General features: G+C 30.7%; 21 protein-coding genes. 13 read left to right on the forward strand and 8 right to left on the reverse strand.

Features of this window, described 5'->3' with window-relative positions; all coding sequences use genetic code 11:
• From AC2I98_RS04860 to AC2I98_RS04875, 4 genes are all read right to left on the reverse strand, one after another.
• A complete protein-coding gene (locus tag AC2I98_RS04860; RefSeq protein ID WP_486413505.1) occupies positions 1-1422 on the reverse strand; it encodes a CCA tRNA nucleotidyltransferase in 1422 nt (473 codons plus the stop codon).
• A 31-nt stretch (positions 1423-1453) separates the two neighbouring features.
• Positions 1454-2002: an L-threonylcarbamoyladenylate synthase gene (locus tag AC2I98_RS04865; protein ID WP_486414061.1), complete on the reverse strand. Its 549-nt coding sequence runs from the start codon at positions 2000-2002 to the stop codon at positions 1454-1456.
• 69 nt (positions 2003-2071) lie between these two features.
• Positions 2072-2794: a glycosyltransferase gene (locus AC2I98_RS04870; RefSeq protein WP_486413506.1), complete on the reverse strand. Its 723-nt coding sequence runs from the start codon at positions 2792-2794 to the stop codon at positions 2072-2074.
• Between the two features lie 23 nt (positions 2795-2817).
• The gene (locus AC2I98_RS04875; RefSeq protein ID WP_486413507.1) at positions 2818-3612 is read right to left on the reverse strand and encodes a DUF5672 family protein; all 795 of its coding nucleotides are present in this window, start codon (positions 3610-3612) and stop codon (positions 2818-2820) included.
• Between the two features lie 95 nt (positions 3613-3707).
• Between AC2I98_RS04875 and AC2I98_RS04880 the strand changes: the two genes are divergently transcribed.
• Positions 3708-4487 (forward strand): lipopolysaccharide kinase InaA family protein, encoded by a 780-nt coding sequence (locus tag AC2I98_RS04880; protein ID WP_486413508.1) that lies wholly within the window; start codon positions 3708-3710, stop codon positions 4485-4487.
• A 33-nt stretch (positions 4488-4520) separates the two neighbouring features.
• Here the strand turns inward: AC2I98_RS04880 and AC2I98_RS04885 are convergent, their stop codons facing one another.
• The 4 genes from AC2I98_RS04885 to AC2I98_RS04900 form a co-directional block, all read right to left on the reverse strand.
• Positions 4521-5429 (reverse strand): GYDIA family GHMP kinase, encoded by a 909-nt coding sequence (locus tag AC2I98_RS04885; protein WP_486413509.1) that lies wholly within the window; start codon positions 5427-5429, stop codon positions 4521-4523.
• A gap of 5 nt (positions 5430-5434) precedes the next feature.
• Complete coding sequence (gene fabD, locus AC2I98_RS04890) at positions 5435-6313, reverse strand: ACP S-malonyltransferase (protein WP_486413510.1); 879 nt, start codon at positions 6311-6313, stop codon at positions 5435-5437.
• A 65-nt stretch (positions 6314-6378) separates the two neighbouring features.
• On the reverse strand, positions 6379-8271 hold the full coding sequence (locus AC2I98_RS04895; protein WP_486413511.1) for a glycosyltransferase: 1893 nt from the start codon (positions 8269-8271) through the stop codon (positions 6379-6381).
• 105 nt (positions 8272-8376) lie between these two features.
• Positions 8377-9192, reverse strand: coding sequence for a 2,3,4,5-tetrahydropyridine-2,6-dicarboxylate N-succinyltransferase (locus tag AC2I98_RS04900; protein ID WP_486413512.1), 816 nt, complete (start codon positions 9190-9192; stop codon positions 8377-8379).
• 91 nt (positions 9193-9283) lie between these two features.
• Here AC2I98_RS04900 and ruvX point away from each other — a divergent pair, with 91 nt between their 5' ends.
• The 12 genes from ruvX (at position 9284) to lysS (ending at position 22046) form a co-directional block, all read left to right on the forward strand.
• Complete coding sequence (gene ruvX / locus AC2I98_RS04905; RefSeq protein ID WP_486413513.1) at positions 9284-9697, forward strand: Holliday junction resolvase RuvX; 414 nt, start codon at positions 9284-9286, stop codon at positions 9695-9697.
• Between the two features lie 44 nt (positions 9698-9741).
• Positions 9742-10317 carry a peptide deformylase gene (def, locus tag AC2I98_RS04910; protein WP_486413514.1) on the forward strand — a complete coding sequence of 192 codons (576 nt, stop codon included), beginning with the start codon at positions 9742-9744 and terminating at the stop codon, positions 10315-10317.
• 20 nt (positions 10318-10337) lie between these two features.
• Positions 10338-10940, forward strand: a complete 603-nt coding sequence (locus AC2I98_RS04915) for a DUF5606 family protein (protein WP_486413515.1) — start codon at positions 10338-10340, stop codon at positions 10938-10940.
• A gap of 7 nt (positions 10941-10947) precedes the next feature.
• On the forward strand, positions 10948-11712 hold the full coding sequence (gene mazG / locus AC2I98_RS04920) for a nucleoside triphosphate pyrophosphohydrolase (protein ID WP_486413516.1): 765 nt from the start codon (positions 10948-10950) through the stop codon (positions 11710-11712).
• Positions 11713-12052: 340 nt separating this feature from the next.
• Complete coding sequence (gene uvrB / locus AC2I98_RS04925) at positions 12053-14044, forward strand: excinuclease ABC subunit UvrB (protein WP_486413517.1); 1992 nt, start codon at positions 12053-12055, stop codon at positions 14042-14044.
• 21 nt (positions 14045-14065) lie between these two features.
• Positions 14066-14875, forward strand: coding sequence for a DUF4846 domain-containing protein (locus AC2I98_RS04930; RefSeq protein WP_486413518.1), 810 nt, complete (start codon positions 14066-14068; stop codon positions 14873-14875).
• Between the two features lie 89 nt (positions 14876-14964).
• Complete coding sequence (locus tag AC2I98_RS04935) at positions 14965-16125, forward strand: cysteine desulfurase family protein (protein WP_486413519.1); 1161 nt, start codon at positions 14965-14967, stop codon at positions 16123-16125.
• A complete protein-coding gene (locus AC2I98_RS04940; RefSeq protein ID WP_486413520.1) occupies positions 16125-16646 on the forward strand; it encodes a CvpA family protein in 522 nt (173 codons plus the stop codon). The genes AC2I98_RS04935 and AC2I98_RS04940 overlap by 1 nt, the downstream gene beginning before the upstream one ends.
• 185 nt (positions 16647-16831) lie before the next feature.
• Positions 16832-18208, forward strand: a complete 1377-nt coding sequence (locus tag AC2I98_RS04945) for a DNA recombination protein RmuC (protein WP_486413521.1) — start codon at positions 16832-16834, stop codon at positions 18206-18208.
• Between the two features lie 31 nt (positions 18209-18239).
• Positions 18240-19178, forward strand: coding sequence for a hypothetical protein (locus AC2I98_RS04950; protein WP_486413522.1), 939 nt, complete (start codon positions 18240-18242; stop codon positions 19176-19178).
• 76 nt (positions 19179-19254) lie between these two features.
• Positions 19255-20235: a hypothetical protein gene (locus AC2I98_RS04955; protein WP_486413523.1), complete on the forward strand. Its 981-nt coding sequence runs from the start codon at positions 19255-19257 to the stop codon at positions 20233-20235.
• A gap of 107 nt (positions 20236-20342) precedes the next feature.
• Positions 20343-22046: a lysine--tRNA ligase gene (gene lysS / locus AC2I98_RS04960; protein WP_486413524.1), complete on the forward strand. Its 1704-nt coding sequence runs from the start codon at positions 20343-20345 to the stop codon at positions 22044-22046.
• Positions 22047-22083 lie beyond the last annotated feature (37 nt).

Below are 22083 nucleotides of genomic sequence, written 5' to 3' on the forward strand. Positions count from 1 at the left end.
CTAAATATTTTTCGGTTCCAAATTTAAATCTTTTCCCATATTAATTACAAATTCTAATGCAGAATTATAATTATTTTCTACTTCTCCTTCTAAAATTGCCTCTTTTATGGCATTTTTAAGAATTCCGATTTCTTTTCCAGGTTGAATATCAAATATTTCCATTATTTGTTCCCCTGTAATTGGTGGTTGAAAATTACGCACTTTATCACGTTCTTCAACATCTTTTATTTTTTGTTCTACAACTTCAAAATTTTGTTTGAAACGTTTTTGTTTACGTTCGTTTTTTGTTGTAATATCTGCTTTACAAAGCGTAATTAAATCTTCAAAATCTTCTCCAGCATCAAACAATAATCTGCGCAATGCCGAATCTGTAGCGTCATCTGTTACAACAGCAATTGGTCGAGAACTCATCATGACCAATTTTTGGACATATTTCACTTGAGGTCCTAATGGTAATTTTAATCGTCTAAACAATTTTAATACCATTTTTGATCCTACAAATTCATGTGAATGAAATGTCCAACCTACATTTTTGTCAAAGCGTTTTGTAACAGCTTTTCCAATATCATGCAACAACGCTGCCCAACGCAACCAAACATTATCAGTATTGACAGAAATATTGTCAACCACTTCTAAGGTATGATAAAAATTATCTTTATGTTTCTGACCTTCAACCTCTTCTATACCTTTTAACGCAACTAATTCTGGTAAAATATGTTGTAATAATCCTGATTGTTCCAATAACAATAATCCGACCGAAGGTTTTTCCGTCATCATAATTTTTTGAAACTCATCCATTACACGTTCAAAAGATACGATATTAATACGTTCAGCATTATCAATTATTGCCTGAAAAGATTTTTTTTCTATTTCGAATCCTAACTGCGCAGCAAAACGAATAGCACGCATCATACGCAACGGATCATCAGAATAGGTAACATTAGGTTCTAAAGGAGTTTTGATGATTTTATTGTTCAAATCTTCAACACCATTAAAAGGATCAATTAACTCTCCAAAGTTTTCTTTATTCATTGAAATCGCCAACGTATTAATCGTAAAATCACGACGCTTTTGATCGTCTTCTAACGTTCCGTCTTCCACATGAGGTTTTCGACTATCTTCGGAATAACTTTCTTTACGTGCACCTACAAATTCCAGATCTGTGTCTTTGTATTTGAACATTGCAGTTCCAAAACGTTTAAAAACTGAAACCTGTGAAGTATGTCCTAATTTTGAAGCTAACTCTTTGGCTAATAAAATTCCGTTTCCTACTGTCACAAAATCGATGTCTTTCTTTTGACCACGATTTAATAAATAATCGCGAACAAATCCACCAACAACATAAGTTTCTTGATTAATTTCATCAGCAACTTCTGTTACATTTTTAAAAATTGGATTTGATACGGCTTCTAAGATTTTCATTTTGCAAAAGTATAAGTTTTGAAATAAAAAACTACTCTCTAATAACTTTTACTTCGTTATCTAGACCTAATTTAATTATTGTTGACGCAGTAAATTGAGGTACAAAGGTTTTCGTTTCTTCTGGACAAAAGTCTACTCGTTCTAAAATAGTAGGATTAACTTCCGAAAAGACTTTTGGAGATGGTTCCCCTGATAAATTGGCAGATGTAGATACAATTGGCCCACCTAATTTGCCTATAATTTTCTTACAAAACAAATCATCAGTCATACGAATTGCAATCGTATTATCTTCTGCAACTAATGACGCTGGTAAACCTTTTGGATTGTCATAAATGATGGTAATAGGTTTTTCGTTTAAATCAATTAAATCCCACGCTAATTCTGGAACCTCTACAATATCTTGCAACATTTTTGGTGAATCAACCAAAATTATCAACGATTTTGATGAAGGACGATTTTTTATCTGATAAATTTTTTCAATTGCAGTTTCATTCTTTGCATCACAACCTAGTCCAAGAATAGTATCTGTTGGATAAAGCATTGTTTCTCCTTGTTTTAGTTTCGCTACAATTTCGTTTATATCTGACATTTTAATTTGAATTTAATATATTGAGTTGCAAAGGTATTATACGAAAATTAAATATTAAACTTAATCTGATATTTTTGACCAATGTGTTGGTTTTTCTACAGATTGAAGATAATATTTCTCTTCTTCTGTCAAATTAGCGCATTCGTTGTACCAAGGTAAATGTTTACATTGATATGGAAAGCCTATTCTTAACATTTCGTCTTCTCCATTTCGTTTTCCTCTTTTAGAAAATGGTCTATAAATAGCAAAAGTAGTATCAATTGGGGCTATAAAAATATTTGGTTCTTTTTCAATCTCATAAAACCTTTTTTCCCAGTCAATAACCTCCTGTTTTCTAGAATAATAATCTGGTAAATCATTAATACTTAAAGAAAAACCAACTTTAAAAACTTCTGGATATTTAATTAAAAGTTGATAAAATTTTTCAAGAAAATCGTCGCAACACTCATCTATAATTTCCAAATCAGAATCTGTATAACAAAAATATGAGAACATAAAACTTCTCCATTTTCCACTTTTCCATAATGCTTTATAGCCATAATTTTTGTTTAAATAGTGGACTTTTATTCTAGGAGATATTTCTTTATAGTAATCTAACAATGGGGGATAACAAGACTTATTATCAAGAATATGAATATTTTCGTAGCCTCTTTTTTCTAAACTTTGAATTAATCTTTTTAGTGTAGTTAATCTGTTGTAATTATTAATAATAATTGGTATTTTTTTGATATCATATTTATTTAATTCAAAAAAATAATTTAGTAGTTTGTTTTTTAGGTTCATTCATTCAATAGGTTTTGATTATATCATTCAATATAGTTTTTCCAAAACTTATACGGCTTTGGCTGATTAAATCGATGACAAGCCATAGGCAATTTATTTCCATTTAATTTCATTGCTTTTTCCGGCTTTCTATCCATACAAAAATGCAATGCTTCTTTCCAATTTGGAATATTATAATTGTTATGTTTTTTTGGAACATATAAAGACCAAAAAACATCTTCTATATGGTATTCTGATGTAGGTTTTTCTTTTAAAAATAAATTAATTTGATTTGTTTCTTGTTTTGCAATTTTCACAAACTTTTCTACTCTTCTCAATGAAAAACCTCCATTTCCAACTTTAAATAGTCGTTCTGTATTTTTTGGCTTTTTACCTTTTATTTTACGAAAAATGTGATTGATTTTATCTAAAGTAAGGTTAATCAAGTTACGATCACTTCCAATCCATGGCGCTCCCACGTAATCAAAATCACTTTCTAACCAAGTTTCCAAATCATTTTTGAACACAAAGACATCTAATTGACAAATCAATATAAATTCGAATCTGTTAAATTCCTCGTAAAATTTATCATCTAACAATAATTGATTATAGGCATCAATTGATTTAAAACAATCTTCACTGAAATTTATTATCTGAAAATGATTTATATTTTCAAAAAAAGAAGAATAACTTGAAGTTGATAATCCTTGAGGCGCTACAAAAATAATCTCATAATTATTAAAATGACGAACAATACTTTCTAAAGATTTTTTCTCCAATTCATCTAAAAAATCTCTATAAATTGGTACAACAATCGCGACTTTATTCAAATTATTCATAATATAGTGAACACTTTTCAGCAAAAATAAACATATCTTTGACAGATTAAAATGAAATATAGATTTTTTCTATATGAATTATAAGTTTTCGTAAAATGACGCAAAAAATTGTCGTAAATAAACATTATCAAACCACACAAAACGAAATCGAATTAATAATTAATAATTTTAATTCTATTACAGATTATATAGCTAAGGGAACAAGAAACTCCATCAAAAAAACGACTTTAAAATCGGGTAAAATTGTTACAATCAAGTCTTTCAAAATTCCGAATATTGTTAATAAATTTGTTTATCGTTTTTTTCGTCAATCTAAAGCTGAACGCTCATATGAATACGCAAAAAAGTTAATCGAATTAGGTTTTTTAACACCATACCCTATTGCTTTTGTCGAAAATAAATCGGCAGTTAGTTTTAAAGAAAGTTACTATTTCTGTGAATTAGTAGAAGCTAATTTAACCTATCGTGAATTAGTAGAAGTTCCTACATGGGAGAACAGAGAAGAAATTATAAAACAATTTACAAAATTTACGTTTGATTTACACGAAGCTGGAATTGAATTTTTAGATCATTCGCCAGGAAATACATTAATTAAGCAAATTGGAGATAATCAATACGAATTTTACTTAGTTGATTTGAATCGAATGAATTTTCATCATTCAATGAATTTCGAAACTAGAATGAAAAACTTTTCTCGTCTAACTCCTCAAAAGGAAATGATTGAAATTATGGGAAGAGAATATGCAAAACTTATCCATAAACCTGAACAAGTTGTAATTGAAGCTATGTGGGATAAAACACAAGAATTTCAAACAAAATTTCAGACAAAACAAGAAAGAAAAAAGAAGTTGAAAGCCTTTATTGGTAAAAAATAACAAAAAAGGATATCTACAATCAGATATCCTTTTCTATTTAATCATTTCAGAAAATGGAATAATAATATCATAACCTTTTTCCTTAAAATACTCTTGCATTCCATCTCTATAGGTAACTAAAACAAAATCTCCACCCCAAGCGCCAAGACTTTTTACAATTCCCTTATAATCTGGAAAATATAAATCTTTGGTTTGCGGAATTTGCATGAAATTACCTAATCGAGTTTGATATTCATTTAAAATTGATTCTAAATCAGGTAAATGATTAACTTTTGTTGCTTTTATAACTAGCTCAGAAAGTTCATTAACCATCTGCCAATCTTTTGGTTTATTTTTATAATGATTTCCAACAACAGCCTGCGTATCTTGCTTCTGATTGAGATAAATAAAATAAAGTTGATCTTTAAAATCCCAATTTAAATCTAGTTCATCTACTTTTATTTCAGGTTTATTCTGAAATAAAATTGGTTTATCATGATGTGCGCACGCAATATCATATCCACTTGTATTAAATGTCAATATATTCAATTCAAACGGATTTATTCCAACCCATTGGCTAATCAAATCAATCAAAGTAGAACTACTTCCCAACCCCCATTCTTGCGGATATTCTAACTTCGTTAAACATTGATAACTTATATTAGAATTAAAAAAATTAGGATTAAGAGTTTTAGCTTTTATTAAAATCGTTTGTAAAGATTGGCTTAATTTATTATTTGTTGAAGAAATAATTTCTAAATCATCTAAACTAAGTTCAACTTCAAACCATATTGAATCATCATATTTGGTGGCTTTCCAACGAATACGATTTGATTCTTTTGACGAATCTTCCACAAACAAACATTGCCCATATTTAGTGGGCAATGCAAATGCTTTCGCTCCATCAATTACAATATATTCCCCGATAAGGAATAATTTTCCATTGGAACGGTATGTTTTCATCTAAATTAGATTTGCGCAGACGAAGTTGTAACTTCTCTATTAATTTTTTTCACCAAACCTTGTAATGTGTTTCCTGGTCCAACTTCAATAAATTCAGTTGCACCATCAGCAATCATATTTTGAACAGATTGCGTCCATTTTACAGGAGCAGTTAACTGAGCTATTAAATTTTTCTTGATTTCTGCAGGATCTGTAACAGCTGTAGTTGTTACATTTTGATAAACTGGACAAATAGGTGTATTAAAAATAGTTTCTTCAATTGCTTTTGCTAATTCTTCTTCAGCTGGTTTCATCAAAGGTGAATGAAAAGCTCCACCTACAGGAAGAACCAATGCACGTTTTGCTCCTAACTCTTTTAATTTTTCGCATGCTAAATTTACAGCTTCAATTTCTCCAGAAATTACTAATTGACCTGGACAATTATAATTAGCCGCAACTACAACACCTTCAATTTCAGCACAAGCATCTTCAACAATTTTGTCTTCTAATCCTAAAATAGCTGCCATTGTAGATGGATTAGCTTCACAAGCTGCTTGCATTGCTAAAGCGCGTTTGTATACTAATTTTAATCCAGATTCGAAATCTAATGTTTCATTCGCTACTAAAGCTGAAATTTCACCCAAAGAATGACCTGCAACCATTTCTGGTTTAAAATCAGTTAAAGTTTTCGCTAAAATAACAGAATGTAAAAAAACTGCAGGCTGCGTAACTTTTGTTTGTTTAAGATCTTCTGCAGACCCTTCAAACATGATTGATTTTATATCAAAACCTAATATTTCGTTTGCTTTGTCAAATAACTCTTTTGCTACTTCAGAATTTTCGTACAAGTCTTTACCCATTCCCGAGAATTGAGCACCTTGTCCTGGAAAAACATATGCTTTCATTGTATTGTTTTATAATCTATGACAAATGTATAATAAAATCTTCAACTTCTTTATTCAACCTTTATTTATAGCTTTTCATTTCTATAAATCTCATCTAAATATTTGTATCGATTCGCAACTGATATTGCATGTAGTTTTGCAATTTTATATCCTGAAATCCCATCTAAAAAACCTAATCTCATTACGAAATAGTTAAAAAAACGATAAGCAGGTTTTATTTTGTAGTGAAATAAATTAGGCTCCAAACCTTTTAATTTCAATTCTTTTGCTCGTAAAACAGAATAACTATTTAATTTTTCTAAATATTCTTGTTCGTTATCATATGTATAATGATCTAATTTATTTTTCAAATAACCAACCTGCCCTTTACAATCTACAATTTCATGAACCATACGATCTGATCGATATTGCGATTTTGATTTTCTAAAAATTCGAATAGCTCTATCATTTTGCATCCCAGAATACTTGATCAGTTTATTCTTGAAGAAAAATTTTCTGTACACATAAAAAGCATCAAATTTGGGTTGATTATGAATTGCTGTAACAATTTCTTTTTTCAATTCTGATGAAATTCCTTCATCTGCGTCAAAAAAAGTAATCCATTCATTACTAGCTAATGAAATTGAATAATTGCGTTGGTTAGTAAAATTATCAAACTCCCGCTTTACAAATTTTACTTTTGGATTCTGTAAAGCTATTTCTTCCGTTTTATCTGTACTATAAGAATCTACAATAATTATTTCATCAGCAAAACTAACATCATTCAGATAACGCAGGATGTTTTTTTCTTCGTTGTAAGTAATCAGTAAAGCTGTAATACTAGTAGACATTGTTTCTATAGAATAATCTTTTTGGATTTCTATTTTAACGCTTTTATTAAAATTAAATTGTCGTTGAAGCTGATTCTTATCAAGGAATTCTGATAATTTATCTTTAAATAATTCAAAATCAAAGAATGAATAAAACTCATCAACTCGTTTTTTTATTTGACGATTATTTAAACTATTAAATTTTTCAGGAAAATAGTCTTTTAAATGTACACTGGTATGACTGATTCCATCCTCAAAAGTTGCCCAAACATTTTTATCTATCCAAGGCGAAAAAATAATAAATGATTTTTTTCCGACTGCTTTTGTCATATTTATCGCTCCTCCATCGTTTCCAATAATCAAATCACATTCATTTGTAATGGCAATAAATTCGCGCAAATCATCACCTAATAACTCAAAATAAACTTTTGATTGTGTTTCTTCAGATAACTGATTATAGACTTCTTGGGCTTGTTTTATTTGTTTTGGAAAATAGTTAAACAAAATATTTATATTATAATTTTGTCCAATAAAATCAACCATTTTTGCCATTTTATCCAACGGATAAGTTTTGGAAGGATCTGACCCTAATAAACTAATCATAACTGTTTTTCGAGTAGAATCTACGTTATGTTCTTTGAACATTTTTTTTGCAGTATCGACTTCTTCTTCTTTCAAATATAGTTTTGGTTCAGTTACTAAAGGCTTTTCAATCCCAAGTGGTTTTAACAAAGCTAAACGATGTTCAATAGCCAAACCTAAATACGAATTTGGTTCGTTATGCTTTGTTATATTATCAGTATACAAAAAAGTTCTTCCTATTTTTTTATAAGAAATCTTTTTAGGAGCCTTGTTAATAAAGACATCTACCCAACTTTGCAATTTAGAATAAGCATCAATTACAACATCATATTTATTCTGATTAACTTGTTTAGAGAACTTAATCAAATTTGATAAACCTCTATTATCTTTCTCATCAAAAACAATTATATGATCGATGTAAGGGTTGTTTTCTAAAACTGGTAGCGTATTACTATTAACTAAATAATCAACAACTGCATTAGGATAAGCTTTTTTGATATTTTCGCACAACAATGAAGTGATTAATACATCGCCAATCATTTTGTGTTGGATAATCAAAATTTTCATAAAATCTGTAGTTACATAGCAAAGCTACTAAATTATCTTCGATTCAAAATAAAAAAATCCCCATCAAAACTGATGAGGATTGTATTATATAAAATCATCTACAAATTACACCGCTACATTGTGCTCACGTAAAGCATCATTTAATGAAGTCTTTTTGTCTGTAGACTCTTTACGAGTTCCGATGATTAATGCACAAGGAACTTGGTATTCACCTGCAGCAAATTTTTTCGTGTAAGAACCTGGAATTACAACAGAACGAGCAGGAACATAACCTTTAATCTCTATTGGTTCGTCACCTGTTACATCAATAATTTTAGTAGAGGCTGTTAACACAACATTTGCCCCTAAAACTGCTTCTTTCCCTACACGAACTCCTTCTACAACAATACAACGAGAACCGATAAACGCATTATCTTCGATAATAACTGGAGCAGCTTGTAATGGCTCTAAAACTCCACCAATACCAACACCACCAGATAAGTGAACGTTTTTACCAATTTGAGCACAAGATCCAACTGTTGCCCAAGTATCCACCATTGTTCCTTCGTCTACATATGCACCAATATTTACATAAGAAGGCATTAAAATAACTCCCGAAGAAATATACGCACCATAACGAGCAACAGCATTTGGCACAACACGAATACCTTTTTCAGCGTAGTTACGTTTCAATTCCATTTTATCATGGTATTCAAAAATTCCAGCTTCTAAAGTTTCCATTTTCTGAATTGGGAAATACATTACAACTGCTTTTTTCACCCATTCGTTAACTTGCCAATCATCACCAACTGGTTCTGCGCAACGTAATTGTCCATTATCAATTAATTCAATTACTTCACGAATTGCAGCTTGTGTTGCATCTTCTTGTAACAATTCTCTATTGTCCCAAGCTTTTTCTATGATTTGTTTTAAATTCTCCATCTTTATTAATAATAGCCACAAATATAAAAATTATAATCAAGGGATTTCATAGAGATTATTTATTATTCAATCGTTTTTTTAAATTTGCCAAATGTCAAGAATATTAGCATTAGATTACGGAGGGAAAAGAACAGGCGTTGCCGTAACAGATGAATTACAAATTATAGCTTCGCCATTGGATACAATTGAAACCTCAAAATTGATGGATTTCTTGAAACAATATATAGAAAAAGAAAACGTTTCTGATCTTGTCGTTGGATTATCTGTTCGTTTTTCAGGTGAATTAAATGAGATCGAAAATCAAATTCAACCTTTTTTGAAAAAATTTTCTGAAGAATTTCCGTTGATTAAAATTCATCGTGAAAATGAGATGTTTACCTCTAAGATGGCTTCACAAGCAATGTTTGCAGGTGGAATGAAAAAGAAAAAACGTCAAGAAAAAGGAATGGTAGATAAAGTGAGCGCTGTAATAATTTTACAATCATTTTTATCACATAAACTATAACAAATTGTATCTTTGCCGTTAAATTAATAAAAAAAGATCAGAAAATGGTATTACCAGTTGTAGCTTACGGAGATCCTGTCTTGCGTAAAGTTTCACACGAAATAGATCAAGATTATAAAAATTTGAATGAGCTGATCGAGAATATGTTCGATACCATGTACGACTCTAACGGAGTTGGTATTGCAGCGCCACAGATCGGAAAAGATATACGTTTATTTATTGTTGATTGCTCGCCTTTCGAAGAAGATGAAGATTATGAAGATGTAAAAGACGAATTGAAAGATTTCAAACGTGTTTTTATCAATCCAAAAAAAATCAGTAGTTCCGAAGGTGACGAATGGGCTTTTACAGAAGGATGTTTGAGTATTCCTCACATTCACGAAGATGTAACACGTCCAGAATCGGTAACTTTAGAATATTTTGATGAAAATTGGGTGAAACATACCGAAACTTTTTCGGATATTCGCGCTCGAGTTATTCAACACGAATACGATCATTTGGAAGGAAAGCTTTTTATTGACTATATTTCGAGCTTTAAAAAGAAACTAATAAGTAATAAATTAAAAAATATAACAAAAGGGAAAGTAAACACGAGTTACAAAATGAAATTCCCTTCATAGACCCTTAAACATAATAGAATATGGATTTATCAAGAGTTATCGCAATTTCAGGAAAACCAGGATTATACCGTTTAATTTCTCAAACAAGAGGAGGATTCGTTGTTGAAGATTTAGAAAAAGGTAAAAAAATCTCTATCGCATCTAACTACAATGTTAGTTTATTAGATAATGTAGCGATTTACGGTGTATCACAAGAGTATCCTTTAGCTGAAGTTTTCTTCAGAATTTACAAAAAAGAAAACGGAGGAGAAACGATCGATCACAAATCTTCTGGAGCAGAATTGCGTAAATATATGGAAGAAGTTTTACCAGAATATGACGATTCAAGAGTGTACGATTCTGATTTGAAAAAATTATTCCAATGGTATAATATCTTACACAAAAACGGATTATTAAACATCGACTTAGCTGCTGTAGAAGCTGCAATGGCTGCTCAACAAGCACAAGAAGCTCCTGTTGCTGAAGTAGTAGAAGAAGCTAAAGAAGAAGTTGCTGTTGAAGAAAAACCAAAAAAGAAAGCACCTGCTAAAAAGGCTGCTGACAAAAAAGACGCTGAAGAAAAACCAGCTAAGAAAACTGCTGCTAAAAAAACAACAGCAAAAAAAGATAAAGACGCTGAATAATTAAGAGATGAATACACGTAAAGATCAATTACAAGCTTTCGAAAGATTGTTAGATATAATGGATGAATTACGTGAAAAATGTCCGTGGGATCGTAAACAAACAATGGAAACGTTGCGTACGTTATCTATCGAAGAAATTTATGAACTTTCGGATGCCATCATCGAAAAAGATTCGGATGAAATAAAAAAAGAACTAGGTGATGTTTTTCTTCACCTAGTTTTTTATTCTAAAATTGCATCAGAACAAAACAACTTCGATGTTGCTGATGTTTTAAATAGTATTTGTGATAAATTAATTCATCGTCATCCACATATTTATGGAAATGTAGAAGCAAATACAGAAGAAAAAGTTCTACAAAATTGGGAACAAATCAAACTGAAAGAAGGCAACAAATCTGTTCTTTCTGGTGTTCCTACTTCTCTCCCTGCAATGGTAAAAGCATACCGAATTCAAGATAAAGTAAAAGGTGTTGGATTTGAATTTGAAAATTCTGATCAAGTTTTTGATAAAATCATAGAAGAAATTAATGAATTTAAAACAGAACAAAATCCTATCGATAAAGAAATGGAATTTGGTGATATTTTATTTTCTTTGATTAATTATGGTCGATTTAATGGTATCAATTCTGAAGATGCTTTAGAACGATCTAACAAAAAATTTATTTCACGATTTCAAAAACTAGAAGAAATCACCAAAGAAAATGGTCAAAACATAGCTGATTTAACCCTTTCCGAATTAGATAAATTATGGAATTTAGCGAAAATTCGCTAGTGTAAAACTGACACTATTAGTTGTAATCATTTTTACGAAAACGTTGTAATCAGACGTTTTAACACTATTATAAATATCTTTTATCGACACCAATAAAACAAAGTATTACAAAATATTGTGCACGCACAGAAAACAGACCTATATTTGCAATGGTTATAGCGGGCAATAGCTTGTAATAATGGAAGGAAGTTTGTTTACTAAGTAAACAGTTTTCTCATTTTTTTGTGGTTTTGATGAAAAGGTGACTAATAGTCGCCTTTTTATTTTTTTTTCAATATCTTCTTTTAAAACCATATTTCCCAACAATCATTTTTATCTGAATAATTTGTAAATTTGTAGAATGCAGTTTCAATTAAATTCTGAATTCAAACCAACTGGTGATCAACCAAAAGCTATCGAAGAATTATCAAAAGGTATTCTAAACGATGATCGTTATCAAACACTTTTAGGTGTTACGGGTTCTGGTAAAACATTTACAATTGCGAATGTTGTGCAAGATATACAGCGTCCTACGCTGGTATTGGCACATAACAAAACGTTAGCTGCGCAATTATATATGGAATTCAAAGAATTTTTTCCAAACAATGCAGTCGAATATTTTGTTTCTTACTACGATTATTATCAACCCGAGGCATATATTCCTTCATCTGGAACATATATCGAGAAAGATTTATCAATCAATGAAGAAATCGAAAAGTTACGATTAAGTACTACTTCTTCCCTACTTTCTGGACGTCGTGATATTTTGGTTGTGGCTTCTGTTTCGTGTTTATACGGAATTGGAAATCCATCAGAATTTCATAAAAATGTGATTCAGATTGAAACAGGGCAAATCATTTCGAGAACTGCTTTTTTACATAAATTAGTTCAAGCATTATATTCGAGAACAGAAGGTTTTTTTCAACGTGGAAATTTCAGAATAAAAGGTGATACTTTAGATATTTTCCCTGCTTATGCAGATGATGGAATCAGAATTAATTTCTTTGGAGATGAAATCGAAGAAATCTCCGTTTTTAATGTTGAAACAGGTAAAACTTCTTCCAAATTAGATAAAATAAACATTTATCCTGCTAATCTTTTTGTGACTTCAAAAGATACCTTAAATGGTGCAATTGCTGATATTCAGATCGATTTAGGAAAACAAGTTGAATATTATCACGAAATCGGAAAACATCTTGAAGCAAAACGTTTGCAAGAACGTACCGAGTTTGATTTGGAAATGATTAAAGAATTAGGTTACTGTTCTGGAATCGAAAATTATTCGAGATATTTAGATGGTCGAGATCCAGGCACTCGCCCGTTCTGTTTATTAGATTATTTCCCAGAAGATTATTTGATGGTGATTGACGAATCGCACGTTACGGTTTCTCAAGTTCATGCCATGTATGGTGGCGACCGCTCACGTAAAGAAAATTTAGTGGAATATGGTTTCCGACTTCCTGCTGCAATGGACAATCGTCCATTAAAATTTGAAGAATTTGAAGCCTTACAAAATCAAGTGATTTATGTTTCGGCTACTCCTGCGAATTATGAATTAGAAAAATCGGAAGGAATTGTTGTAGAGCAAGTCATTCGTCCAACAGGTTTATTAGATCCAATTATCGAAATTCGTCCAACTCAAAATCAAGTGGATGATTTGATGGAAGAAATTAATAAACGTGTTGAGTTAGATGAACGTGTTTTGGTTACAACTTTAACAAAACGAATGGCAGAAGAATTAACAAAATACCTCACAAAATATGGTGTTCGTTGTCGTTACATTCATTCAGATGTTGATACCTTAGAACGTGTACAAATTATGGCTGATTTGCGTGCTGGTTTATTCGATGTTTTGGTTGGGGTCAATCTTTTGAGAGAAGGTTTAGATTTACCAGAAGTATCATTGGTTGCTATTTTAGATGCTGATAAAGAAGGTTTCTTAAGAAGTCATCGTTCGTTAACGCAAACTGTTGGGCGCGCAGCAAGAAATATAAATGGTCTTGCAATTATGTATGCAGATCGAATTACAGATAGTATGCAACTAACAATTGATGAAACCAATCGTCGTCGTGAAATACAAATGCAATACAACAAAGATCACAATAAAGTTCCACAAGCTTTAAACAAAAAAATCACAAAACTAAGTCTTGCTGCGGCTGATTTTGAAGAAAATCCATATGAACAAAAACATTTGGTACAACAAGCTGCAGAAATAAACGAAAATTATTCAACCGAGGATAAAGAAAAATTGGTACAAAAATTGCAGAAAGAAATGGAAAAAGCTGCAAAAAATTTAGATTTTATAAAAGCAGCTGAGTTGAGAGATCAAATTCAACTCTTAACCAAAGAATAGCACGTTTTTTTTTTAATTTTAATGAAATTTTTAAGTTTTACATTTTTAATATTATTTACTCTTTTATCTTCTTGTAATACTCATATTCTAAAATCTTCTTCTAATAATGAATTGATAGAAAATGAGGAATATAGTCTTATTCATTCCCGTGAATTAAAGATTTTTAAAAAATTTGATACTCCGCCAAATTATAAACGTAATCAAAATTATAGTGATTTTGGAAAATGGTTAAATAATATTTCGCTTAAAAATCACAATACACCTGTTTATACATTTGATGGTCAAAGAAAACCAAATCCTAATATTTATGTTGGTGTCTTAGACTTAGAACAACCCAAAAAAAATGTTCAGTTTAATGCAAATGCGATTATGAGTTTGCGTTTAGAGTACTTTTATCGTTCTAAAAAATACAATGAAATGGATAAATTGGCTAAAATTTCAACCAATCCAATTCCGTATACAAAATATGTGAAAGGAGATAATTCGTATTCAAAATACATCGATTATTTACAATATTATCTTGAAAACACAAATTCTATCACAATTTCAGAACTTTTAAAACCTATTCAATTCAAAGACTTACAAATTGGAGATGTTTTTTTTCAAAAGGGAAGTATAAAAAATCACGCAGTTATTGTAATGGATCTTGCACAAGATGAGATGGGGAATAAAATCTACATTTTAGCACAAGGATATTATCCAAGTCAAGATATCCAAATCTTAACAAATCCGAGCAACGATTTAATTTCTCCTTGGTATATTGCCAAAGAAGGTGTTATCTTAACTCCTGAGTGGCGATTTGTATCTTCAGATTTAATGCGTTTTAAATAACGATTTACTTTTTTAAATCGTTTCATTTTACTTAAATTTGTTGTTCAAAACCCTAATAAGTAAACAACAATACAGTAAAATAATCGATAATGCAAAGAGTATATTTAGACAATGCAGCTACAACAGCAATTCGTCCAGAAGTAGTTGACGAAATGGCTAATGTGATGAAAAATGTTTTTGGTAATCCATCTTCTACACACGTATTTGGTAGAGAAGCCAAGGCGTTGATTGAGATGTCGAGAAAAAATATTGCTCAACGATTAAACGTTTCACCTGCCGAAATTTATTTCACTTCTTGTGGAACAGAATCTAACAATACAATTATTCGTTCTTGCGTAAATGATCTTAACGTAACACGTATCATTACAACTGATATGGAACACAAATGCGTACAAGAGAGTGTAAAAGATTTAGAACACAGAGGACAAGTTGAAGTGATTAGATTGAGTATTTTAAAAGATGGTAACATCAATTATTCTCAATTAGAAGAATTATTAAAAGATCAATCTAAAAAAACATTGGTTTCTTTGATGCATGCGAACAACGAAATTGGAAATTTAACTGATGTTAAATACATTTCTCAAATTTGTCAAGAAAATAATGCATTATTTCATACAGATACTGTGCAAACAGTAGGTCATTATGAATTAGATTTTCAAGATTTAGGAATGGATTTTGCTTCTTGTTCAGCTCATAAAATTCACGGTCCAAAAGGTGCAGGTTTTTTATATGCAAAAAAAGCATCACATATCAAACCATTAATTGCTGGTGGTGGACAAGAAAGAGGTTTACGTTCTGGAACTGAAAATGTATACGGAATTGTAGGTCTTTCAAAATCATTAGATTTAGCTTTAGATGAGTTAGAAGCTCACGTAAATCACATCAAAGAAATCAAACAATACACAATTGATCAATTAAAAGAAGCTATTCCAGGTGTTGCATTTAATGGACTTTCAGGAGATTTAGACAAGAGTTTGTATGCCTTATTAAGTATCAAATTACCTTTTCACGATGCCCTTATTGGTTTCGAATTAGAATTAGCTGGTATTGCAGTTTCTCAAGGAAGTGCTTGCAGTTCAGGTGCAGCAAAAGTTTCATTGGTTATGCAAACATTGTATTCTGAACAAGAAATTGATCAAATGACACCTTTACGCGTTTCTTTCTCTTATGAAACTACAAAAGAAGAAATAGATATTTTAATCGGAACGTTGAAAAAAATAGCTGAAAAGCACCAATTACAAAATGCTTAATGACAGATTTTAATCAACTTGATATTCTGATTTTAATTGCATTAGCTTTTGGTTTTATCAATGGTTTTTTTAAAGGTTTTATTTCTCAATTAATCGGTTTAGTCGGATTTTTTGTAGCAATTTGGTTAAGTTTCAAATTCTATCAAATTATAGAAGTTTATGTCGATGCTTACAACATTTTTGCAGATAGTTTAACTTCATTGGTTGCTTTAATTATCACCTTTGCAATTGCTTTTTTTACAATAAAATTAGCATCAAGTTTAACACAAAAAACCGTCGAAGCTGTTGGTTTAGGAATTATTAATCGATTTGGTGGAGCCGCTTTAGGATTGATTATTTCATTACTTTTAACATCGAGTATTTTATATTACATCGACCCAATTTTAGAATTAGGATTTAAAGAAACGAAAGACAAAAGTCAAATTCTACCCATTCTGAATGATAGTTCGCAAATCATCAAAAACTCAATCTTCGAAACGAAAGATAATCTAAGAAACGAATCGCAAGATTCTATAAAATAACATAATTAAAAACAAGAAGCTTCTTATCAGCTAACAAGAAGCTTCTCGATACCCAAAAGGAAGCTTCTCGTTTTGCAACGGGAGGCTTCTTATTTTATAATTAGAAAGTCTTTTTAAGTTAAATAAAATTAAACAACGACATCTTATGTCGTATAAAATCGTTCCTTTGTTTAAATTTCTATAAAATGAACAGCGCAATTATCTTGACAGCCATCCTTTTTTTTATCATCGGAGCTGTTATTAGTTTTTTATATGCTAAATCGAAAGCAAATTCAGCCATAATTGGAAATGAAATAAAACACCAAGAACTTCAGAAACAATATGATTCATTAAAAAATGAATTTTTGGAGATTAAAGATGATGCAAATTTCAATTTGGATCAATGGCAAAAAGAACGCGAAAAAAATACGGAATTGTCCGTTCGTCATCAAGAAGCAATAAAAGCAGTTGAGGAACAAAAATCGTTCATGCTCGAAACAAACGAACGATTAAAAGAACAGTTTGAAGCACTTTCTGCTCAAGTTTTGAGAAGCAATAATGAACAATTTCTTGATTTAGCAAAGACAACATTAGACAAACATTTTTCTGATTCGAAGAATGATTTGGAAAAACGTCAACAAGCGATAGATTCTTTGATCAAACCTTTAAATGAAAGTTTAAACAAATTTGATGGAAAAATTTCTGAAATCGAAAAAGCTCGTGAAGGTGCTTATTCAGAAATCAAAGTTTTCTTAGATGCGATGCGCGGCACAACTGATAAATTACAAAAAGAAACCAATACCTTAGTTTCTGCACTTAAAACTTCGCATACAAGAGGAAAATATGGTGAAATTGGTTTACGTCGTGTGGTTGAGTTTGCCGGAATGTCATCCTTCTGCGATTTTGAAGAACAGACTTCTGTTCAATCCGAAAATGGTTTACTTCGCCCAGATTTAATTGTTAATCTTCCAGGAAATAGAAAAGTAATTGTCGATTCAAAAGTTCCTTTAAACCAATATATGCTGGCTTTCGAAACGGAAGATGAAAATTTGAGAAAACAACATTTACAATTACACGCAAAAGCAGTACGCGAACATTTGAAAAATTTGAGTTCTAAAGCTTATTGGAATCAATACGCAGAAGCACCCGATTATGTGGTAATGTACCTACAAATTGAAAGTTCTTTTGGTGCAGCATTAGAATTGGAGCGAACTTTGATAGAAGATGCATTAAACAATAGAATAATTATTGCAACACCAACTACTTTGATTACAATGCTTCGCACGATTGCGTTTAGCTGGCAACAATTAAATGTTGCTGAAAATATATATCAAATGCGCGATGCTGGAATCGAATTATACAACCGTGTTAATGTTTTAATCCAACATTTGGCTACCGTTGGACATAATCTAAATCAAGCAACGCAGAGTTACAATAAAGCTGTCGGATCTCTTGAAAACCGCTTTATTCCTCAGGTGAAAAAACTGAAAGAAATAGGTGGAACTTTGATGGAAAAAGAAATTTCAGAAACTAAGCCTGTCGATACAATGATTCGTGCAATAAATAACGTGGATATTCAATAATCATTCTATATTTGTACAACTATTGAAGAGAATGAAAACAAGTCTATTTACCTTGATTTTACTATATTCTCCTGCTATTTTTGCGCAGGTAAATTTTGAAGAAAAATCTGTTCAGGTAAAACCAAATTTAGAGTTAAATAAAGTATATAACTATTCATTTACAGATCGTAATTTTTCGATTTCTGTAAATGACACTGTGTCAAAAGTTATCAATCAATCGAGTAAGTCTGTTGAATTGACTGATCAAAACGATTTTGCTAATAAATATTTATTTATAAATGGTAAAAATCAATCAAATGATCCAGATGAATTTTACCGCGATTTTATCAATAATTCTGAAGGAATAGAATATCAATTTACAACAAATCCTTCTGGAGAATTTTTAGAATTACTAAATATACCACAGGTTGAGGCAAAGTTGTTGAAAATAACAGATAAACTTGGTAAACAGCGTAAAAAGTCAGATGATTACAAAGCAAATATTGCACACATTGAAGAAATGGTAAAATCAAAAACATATGTTCCATATGTTTTTGAACAAGAAGTACATGTTTTTAATTATTTCAATGGTCAATATTTTCGTTTAGGAGAAAACTATGAAGGAAAATCTGTTCAAGAGAACATCTTTGGCTTTCCAATATCCTCAACAACAAATACTTATTTAAAAGACATCAACAAAGATAAAGGAACCTATACGATTGTATCTGACCAAAATTTGAGTAAAGATGATTTTGAAAAATTGTGGGAAGAAATGGCGTATTATATGTTGAATGATGCCAAATTGAATTTATCCCAAGAACAAGTAAAAAAAGAAATTAAAAAATATTCGGAAACAGTAGAATTAAAAGTGAAATATGAAAACACATATGACTTAAATTCTATCTTATTGAAATCGGAGTATTTATTCAGTTTAAATATCGGTGCTAAAAAAACTGTTAATCATTTAAGTATTAAATTATTAAATGATTAAACCTTTATTTTTTAGGAATTTAAAGTCTGTTTTAGAATAATTTGGTTTATTTTTGACTTAGATTGATCGCATTTAAATGAAAGTTAAGTTTACATATTATTTCCTTTTTCTATTTTTTTCGATAAAAATCTTCGCTCAGAATCCTGTTCAAGATAGTATTTCGCCAATAAAAAATGATTCGATTTTTGAAAAACCAGTAGAACCTACTATTATTTTTCCGAAAACGTATTGGAATATTGGTGATGAGAAAAGGTATAATGTTACGACAAGCGAGGTAAAATTGGAAGATGATACGATTGCTCATCAAGAACAATATAGTTATAACATTATTGTACAAGTTGAGAATATTTATCAAAATGAAACAATTGTAAAATGGAATTTCAGAAATGTACAATTCAATTCGAAATCATATTTAAACAATCCATTTTCTTTAGTAAATAATGTATCTATTTCCTTTAAAATTGACCAAGACGGACGTTTTTTAGAATATACTAATCTAGATAAAACAATCAAACAATTGGTTTTATCTTCGGAAGATCTAGAGAATAAATACTTAGATAATCCTTCTGCAATAGCAATCATCAAAAAGAATTTACAACAATATTCTACAGAAGAAAATATTATCAAATTATTTGATAAAGATATTCGTCAATTTCATCATTTCTACGGAAAAAGTAACTTTACGTTAGAAAGCGAACCTTTTGTTTATCAATCATATATGGATAATTTGTTTAGTACTTCCCCTACTCCTGCCTCAACAGAATTGAAGTTAAACGAAATCGGAATTTCTCAAACAAATTACATCATGTCGAGCTTTCAAGAAGCGGACAAAGAATGGTTAGCAAATTCTTGGTATACTTATCTAAAAGAATTAGCAACAAAATTAGGGACTGAACAACCATCTGAAAATAGATTGAAAGACGATATCAAATATTATGTAAAAACAACTTCTCGTATCAAAGATAATGGTTGGATTTCTTATAGTATCGAAACCAAAAAAGTAAAATTTCAAGATACAGATTATACATTAGAGCGTCGTTTTGAGCTAGTAGACTAAAACTCGCATCAATACTGATATTTCTTACTATTTTAAATCATAAATACTTCGTTTATCAAGATTATTTTTCATAATTTTGCTTTCATTTTATATAAATTATATTCACTATGCAATTGTCTGAACAAGAAATTATTCGTAGAGAAAAACTACAACAATTAAGAGACTTAGGCGTTGAGCCTTACCCTGCCGAAGAATTCGTGGTAACTTCTAATTCGAAAGAAATAAAGGAAAAGTACGAAGAAGGAAAGGTTGTCAAACTTGCCGGACGATTGATGAGTGTTCGTGTAATGGGAAAAGCTTCTTTCGCAGAATTGCAAGATAGCGAAGGACGTATTCAGGTTTATGTTTCAAGAGATGATATCTCTTCATCAGAAGAAGGAATTGAGTACAATACAATTTTCAAAAAATTGATGGATATCGGAGATTTTATTGGAATTGAAGGATACGAATTCAAAACTAAAGTTGGTGAAATCTCAGTTCACGTAACAAAATTAACATTGTTATCAAAAACTTTACGTCCATTACCAATTGTAAAAACTGACGACGAAGGAAATGTTTTTGATGCTTTTACAGATCCAGAATTACGTTACCGTATGCGTTATGTAGATTTAGTTGTTAATCCTCAAGTCAAAGAAATTTTCTTAAAACGTACACGTTTATTCAACGCAATGCGTAATTTCTTCAATGATCGTGGATACATGGAAGTAGAAACTCCAGTTTTACAATCAATTCCTGGAGGAGCAGCAGCTCGTCCGTTTATTACGCATCATAACGCATTAGATATTCCATTATATTTAAGAATCGCGAACGAATTATACTTAAAAAGATTAATCGTTGGTGGTTTCGACGGAGTTTACGAGTTTTCTAAAAACTTCCGTAACGAAGGAATGGACCGTACGCACAATCCAGAATTTACAGCAATGGAAATTTACGTTGCTTATAAAGATTACAACTGGATGATGGATTTCACAGAGCAACTATTAGAGCATTGTGCGATCGCTGTTAACGGAACTTCTGAAGCAACTTTTGGAGAGCATAAAATTGATTTCAAAGCGCCTTACAAACGTGTAACAATGCGTCAAGCAATTATTGATTTCACAGGATTTGATATCGATGGTAAATCTGAAGCTGAATTATTTGATGCAGCGAAAGGAATGGGAATCGAGGTTGATGACACAATGGGTAAAGGAAAATTAATTGATGAAATTTTTGGTGAAAAATGTGAAGGAAATTACATTCAACCAACTTTTATTACTGATTATCCAAAAGAAATGTCTCCATTGACAAAGCAACACCGTGATAATCCAGAATTAACTGAGCGTTTCGAATTAATGGTTTGTGGAAAAGAAATCGCAAACTCGTATTCAGAATTAAATGATCCAATCGATCAACGCGAGCGTTTCGAAGAACAATTAAAATTATCTGCAAAAGGTGATGACGAAGCAGGAGAATTTATTGACGAAGATTTCTTACGTGCATTAGAATTCGGAATGCCTCCAACAGGTGGTTTAGGAATTGGTATGGACCGTTTGATTATGTTCTTAACAAATAATCCATCTATTCAAGAAGTTTTATTCTTCCCTCAAATGCGTCCAGAAAAAGCTGCACCAGCTTACGAATTGACAGAAGAAGAAACACAAATTATTGAAATTTTAAAAGTTAACGAAAACATTGATTTGAATGAATTAAAATCTCAAGCTGCATTAAGCGGTAAAAAATGGGATAAATCAATGAAAAATTTAGCAAAATATAACTTGACTAAAGTTACTGTAGAAGGAAATTCTAAGACAGTTTCATATTTAGGCGAGTAAATTATTACCCTTTCATCTATATTTAAAAGCTCAACTT

Source organism: Empedobacter sp. EJD.6dd, from assembly GCF_057369435.1.

Bases quoted from the DNA above. Each gene is read 5' to 3' on its own strand.
- AC2I98_RS04885 (WP_486413509.1), bottom strand. From the start codon at position 5,429: ATGAAAACATACCGTTCCAATGGAAAATTATTCCTTATCGGGGAATAT.
- AC2I98_RS04915 (WP_486413515.1), top strand. From the start codon at position 10,338: ATGGATTTATCAAGAGTTATCGCAATTTCAGGAAAACCAGGATTATAC.
- fabD (WP_486413510.1), bottom strand. From the start codon at position 6,313: ATGAAAGCATATGTTTTTCCAGGACAAGGTGCTCAATTCTCGGGAATG.
- def (WP_486413514.1), top strand. From the start codon at position 9,742: ATGGTATTACCAGTTGTAGCTTACGGAGATCCTGTCTTGCGTAAAGTT.
- AC2I98_RS04935 (WP_486413519.1), top strand. From the start codon at position 14,965: ATGCAAAGAGTATATTTAGACAATGCAGCTACAACAGCAATTCGTCCA.
- AC2I98_RS04895 (WP_486413511.1), bottom strand. From the start codon at position 8,271: ATGAAAATTTTGATTATCCAACACAAAATGATTGGCGATGTATTAATC.
- lysS (WP_486413524.1), top strand. From the start codon at position 20,343: ATGCAATTGTCTGAACAAGAAATTATTCGTAGAGAAAAACTACAACAA.
- AC2I98_RS04945 (WP_486413521.1), top strand. From the start codon at position 16,832: ATGAACAGCGCAATTATCTTGACAGCCATCCTTTTTTTTATCATCGGA.
- AC2I98_RS04930 (WP_486413518.1), top strand. From the start codon at position 14,066: ATGAAATTTTTAAGTTTTACATTTTTAATATTATTTACTCTTTTATCT.
- mazG (WP_486413516.1), top strand. From the start codon at position 10,948: ATGAATACACGTAAAGATCAATTACAAGCTTTCGAAAGATTGTTAGAT.
- AC2I98_RS04940 (WP_486413520.1), top strand. From the start codon at position 16,125: ATGACAGATTTTAATCAACTTGATATTCTGATTTTAATTGCATTAGCT.
- uvrB (WP_486413517.1), top strand. From the start codon at position 12,053: ATGCAGTTTCAATTAAATTCTGAATTCAAACCAACTGGTGATCAACCA.
- AC2I98_RS04955 (WP_486413523.1), top strand. From the start codon at position 19,255: ATGAAAGTTAAGTTTACATATTATTTCCTTTTTCTATTTTTTTCGATA.
- AC2I98_RS04950 (WP_486413522.1), top strand. From the start codon at position 18,240: ATGAAAACAAGTCTATTTACCTTGATTTTACTATATTCTCCTGCTATT.
- AC2I98_RS04875 (WP_486413507.1), bottom strand. From the start codon at position 3,612: ATGAATAATTTGAATAAAGTCGCGATTGTTGTACCAATTTATAGAGAT.
- AC2I98_RS04880 (WP_486413508.1), top strand. From the start codon at position 3,708: ATGACGCAAAAAATTGTCGTAAATAAACATTATCAAACCACACAAAAC.
- ruvX (WP_486413513.1), top strand. From the start codon at position 9,284: ATGTCAAGAATATTAGCATTAGATTACGGAGGGAAAAGAACAGGCGTT.
- AC2I98_RS04870 (WP_486413506.1), bottom strand. From the start codon at position 2,794: ATGAACCTAAAAAACAAACTACTAAATTATTTTTTTGAATTAAATAAA.
- AC2I98_RS04900 (WP_486413512.1), bottom strand. From the start codon at position 9,192: ATGGAGAATTTAAAACAAATCATAGAAAAAGCTTGGGACAATAGAGAA.
- AC2I98_RS04860 (WP_486413505.1), bottom strand. From the start codon at position 1,422: ATGAAAATCTTAGAAGCCGTATCAAATCCAATTTTTAAAAATGTAACA.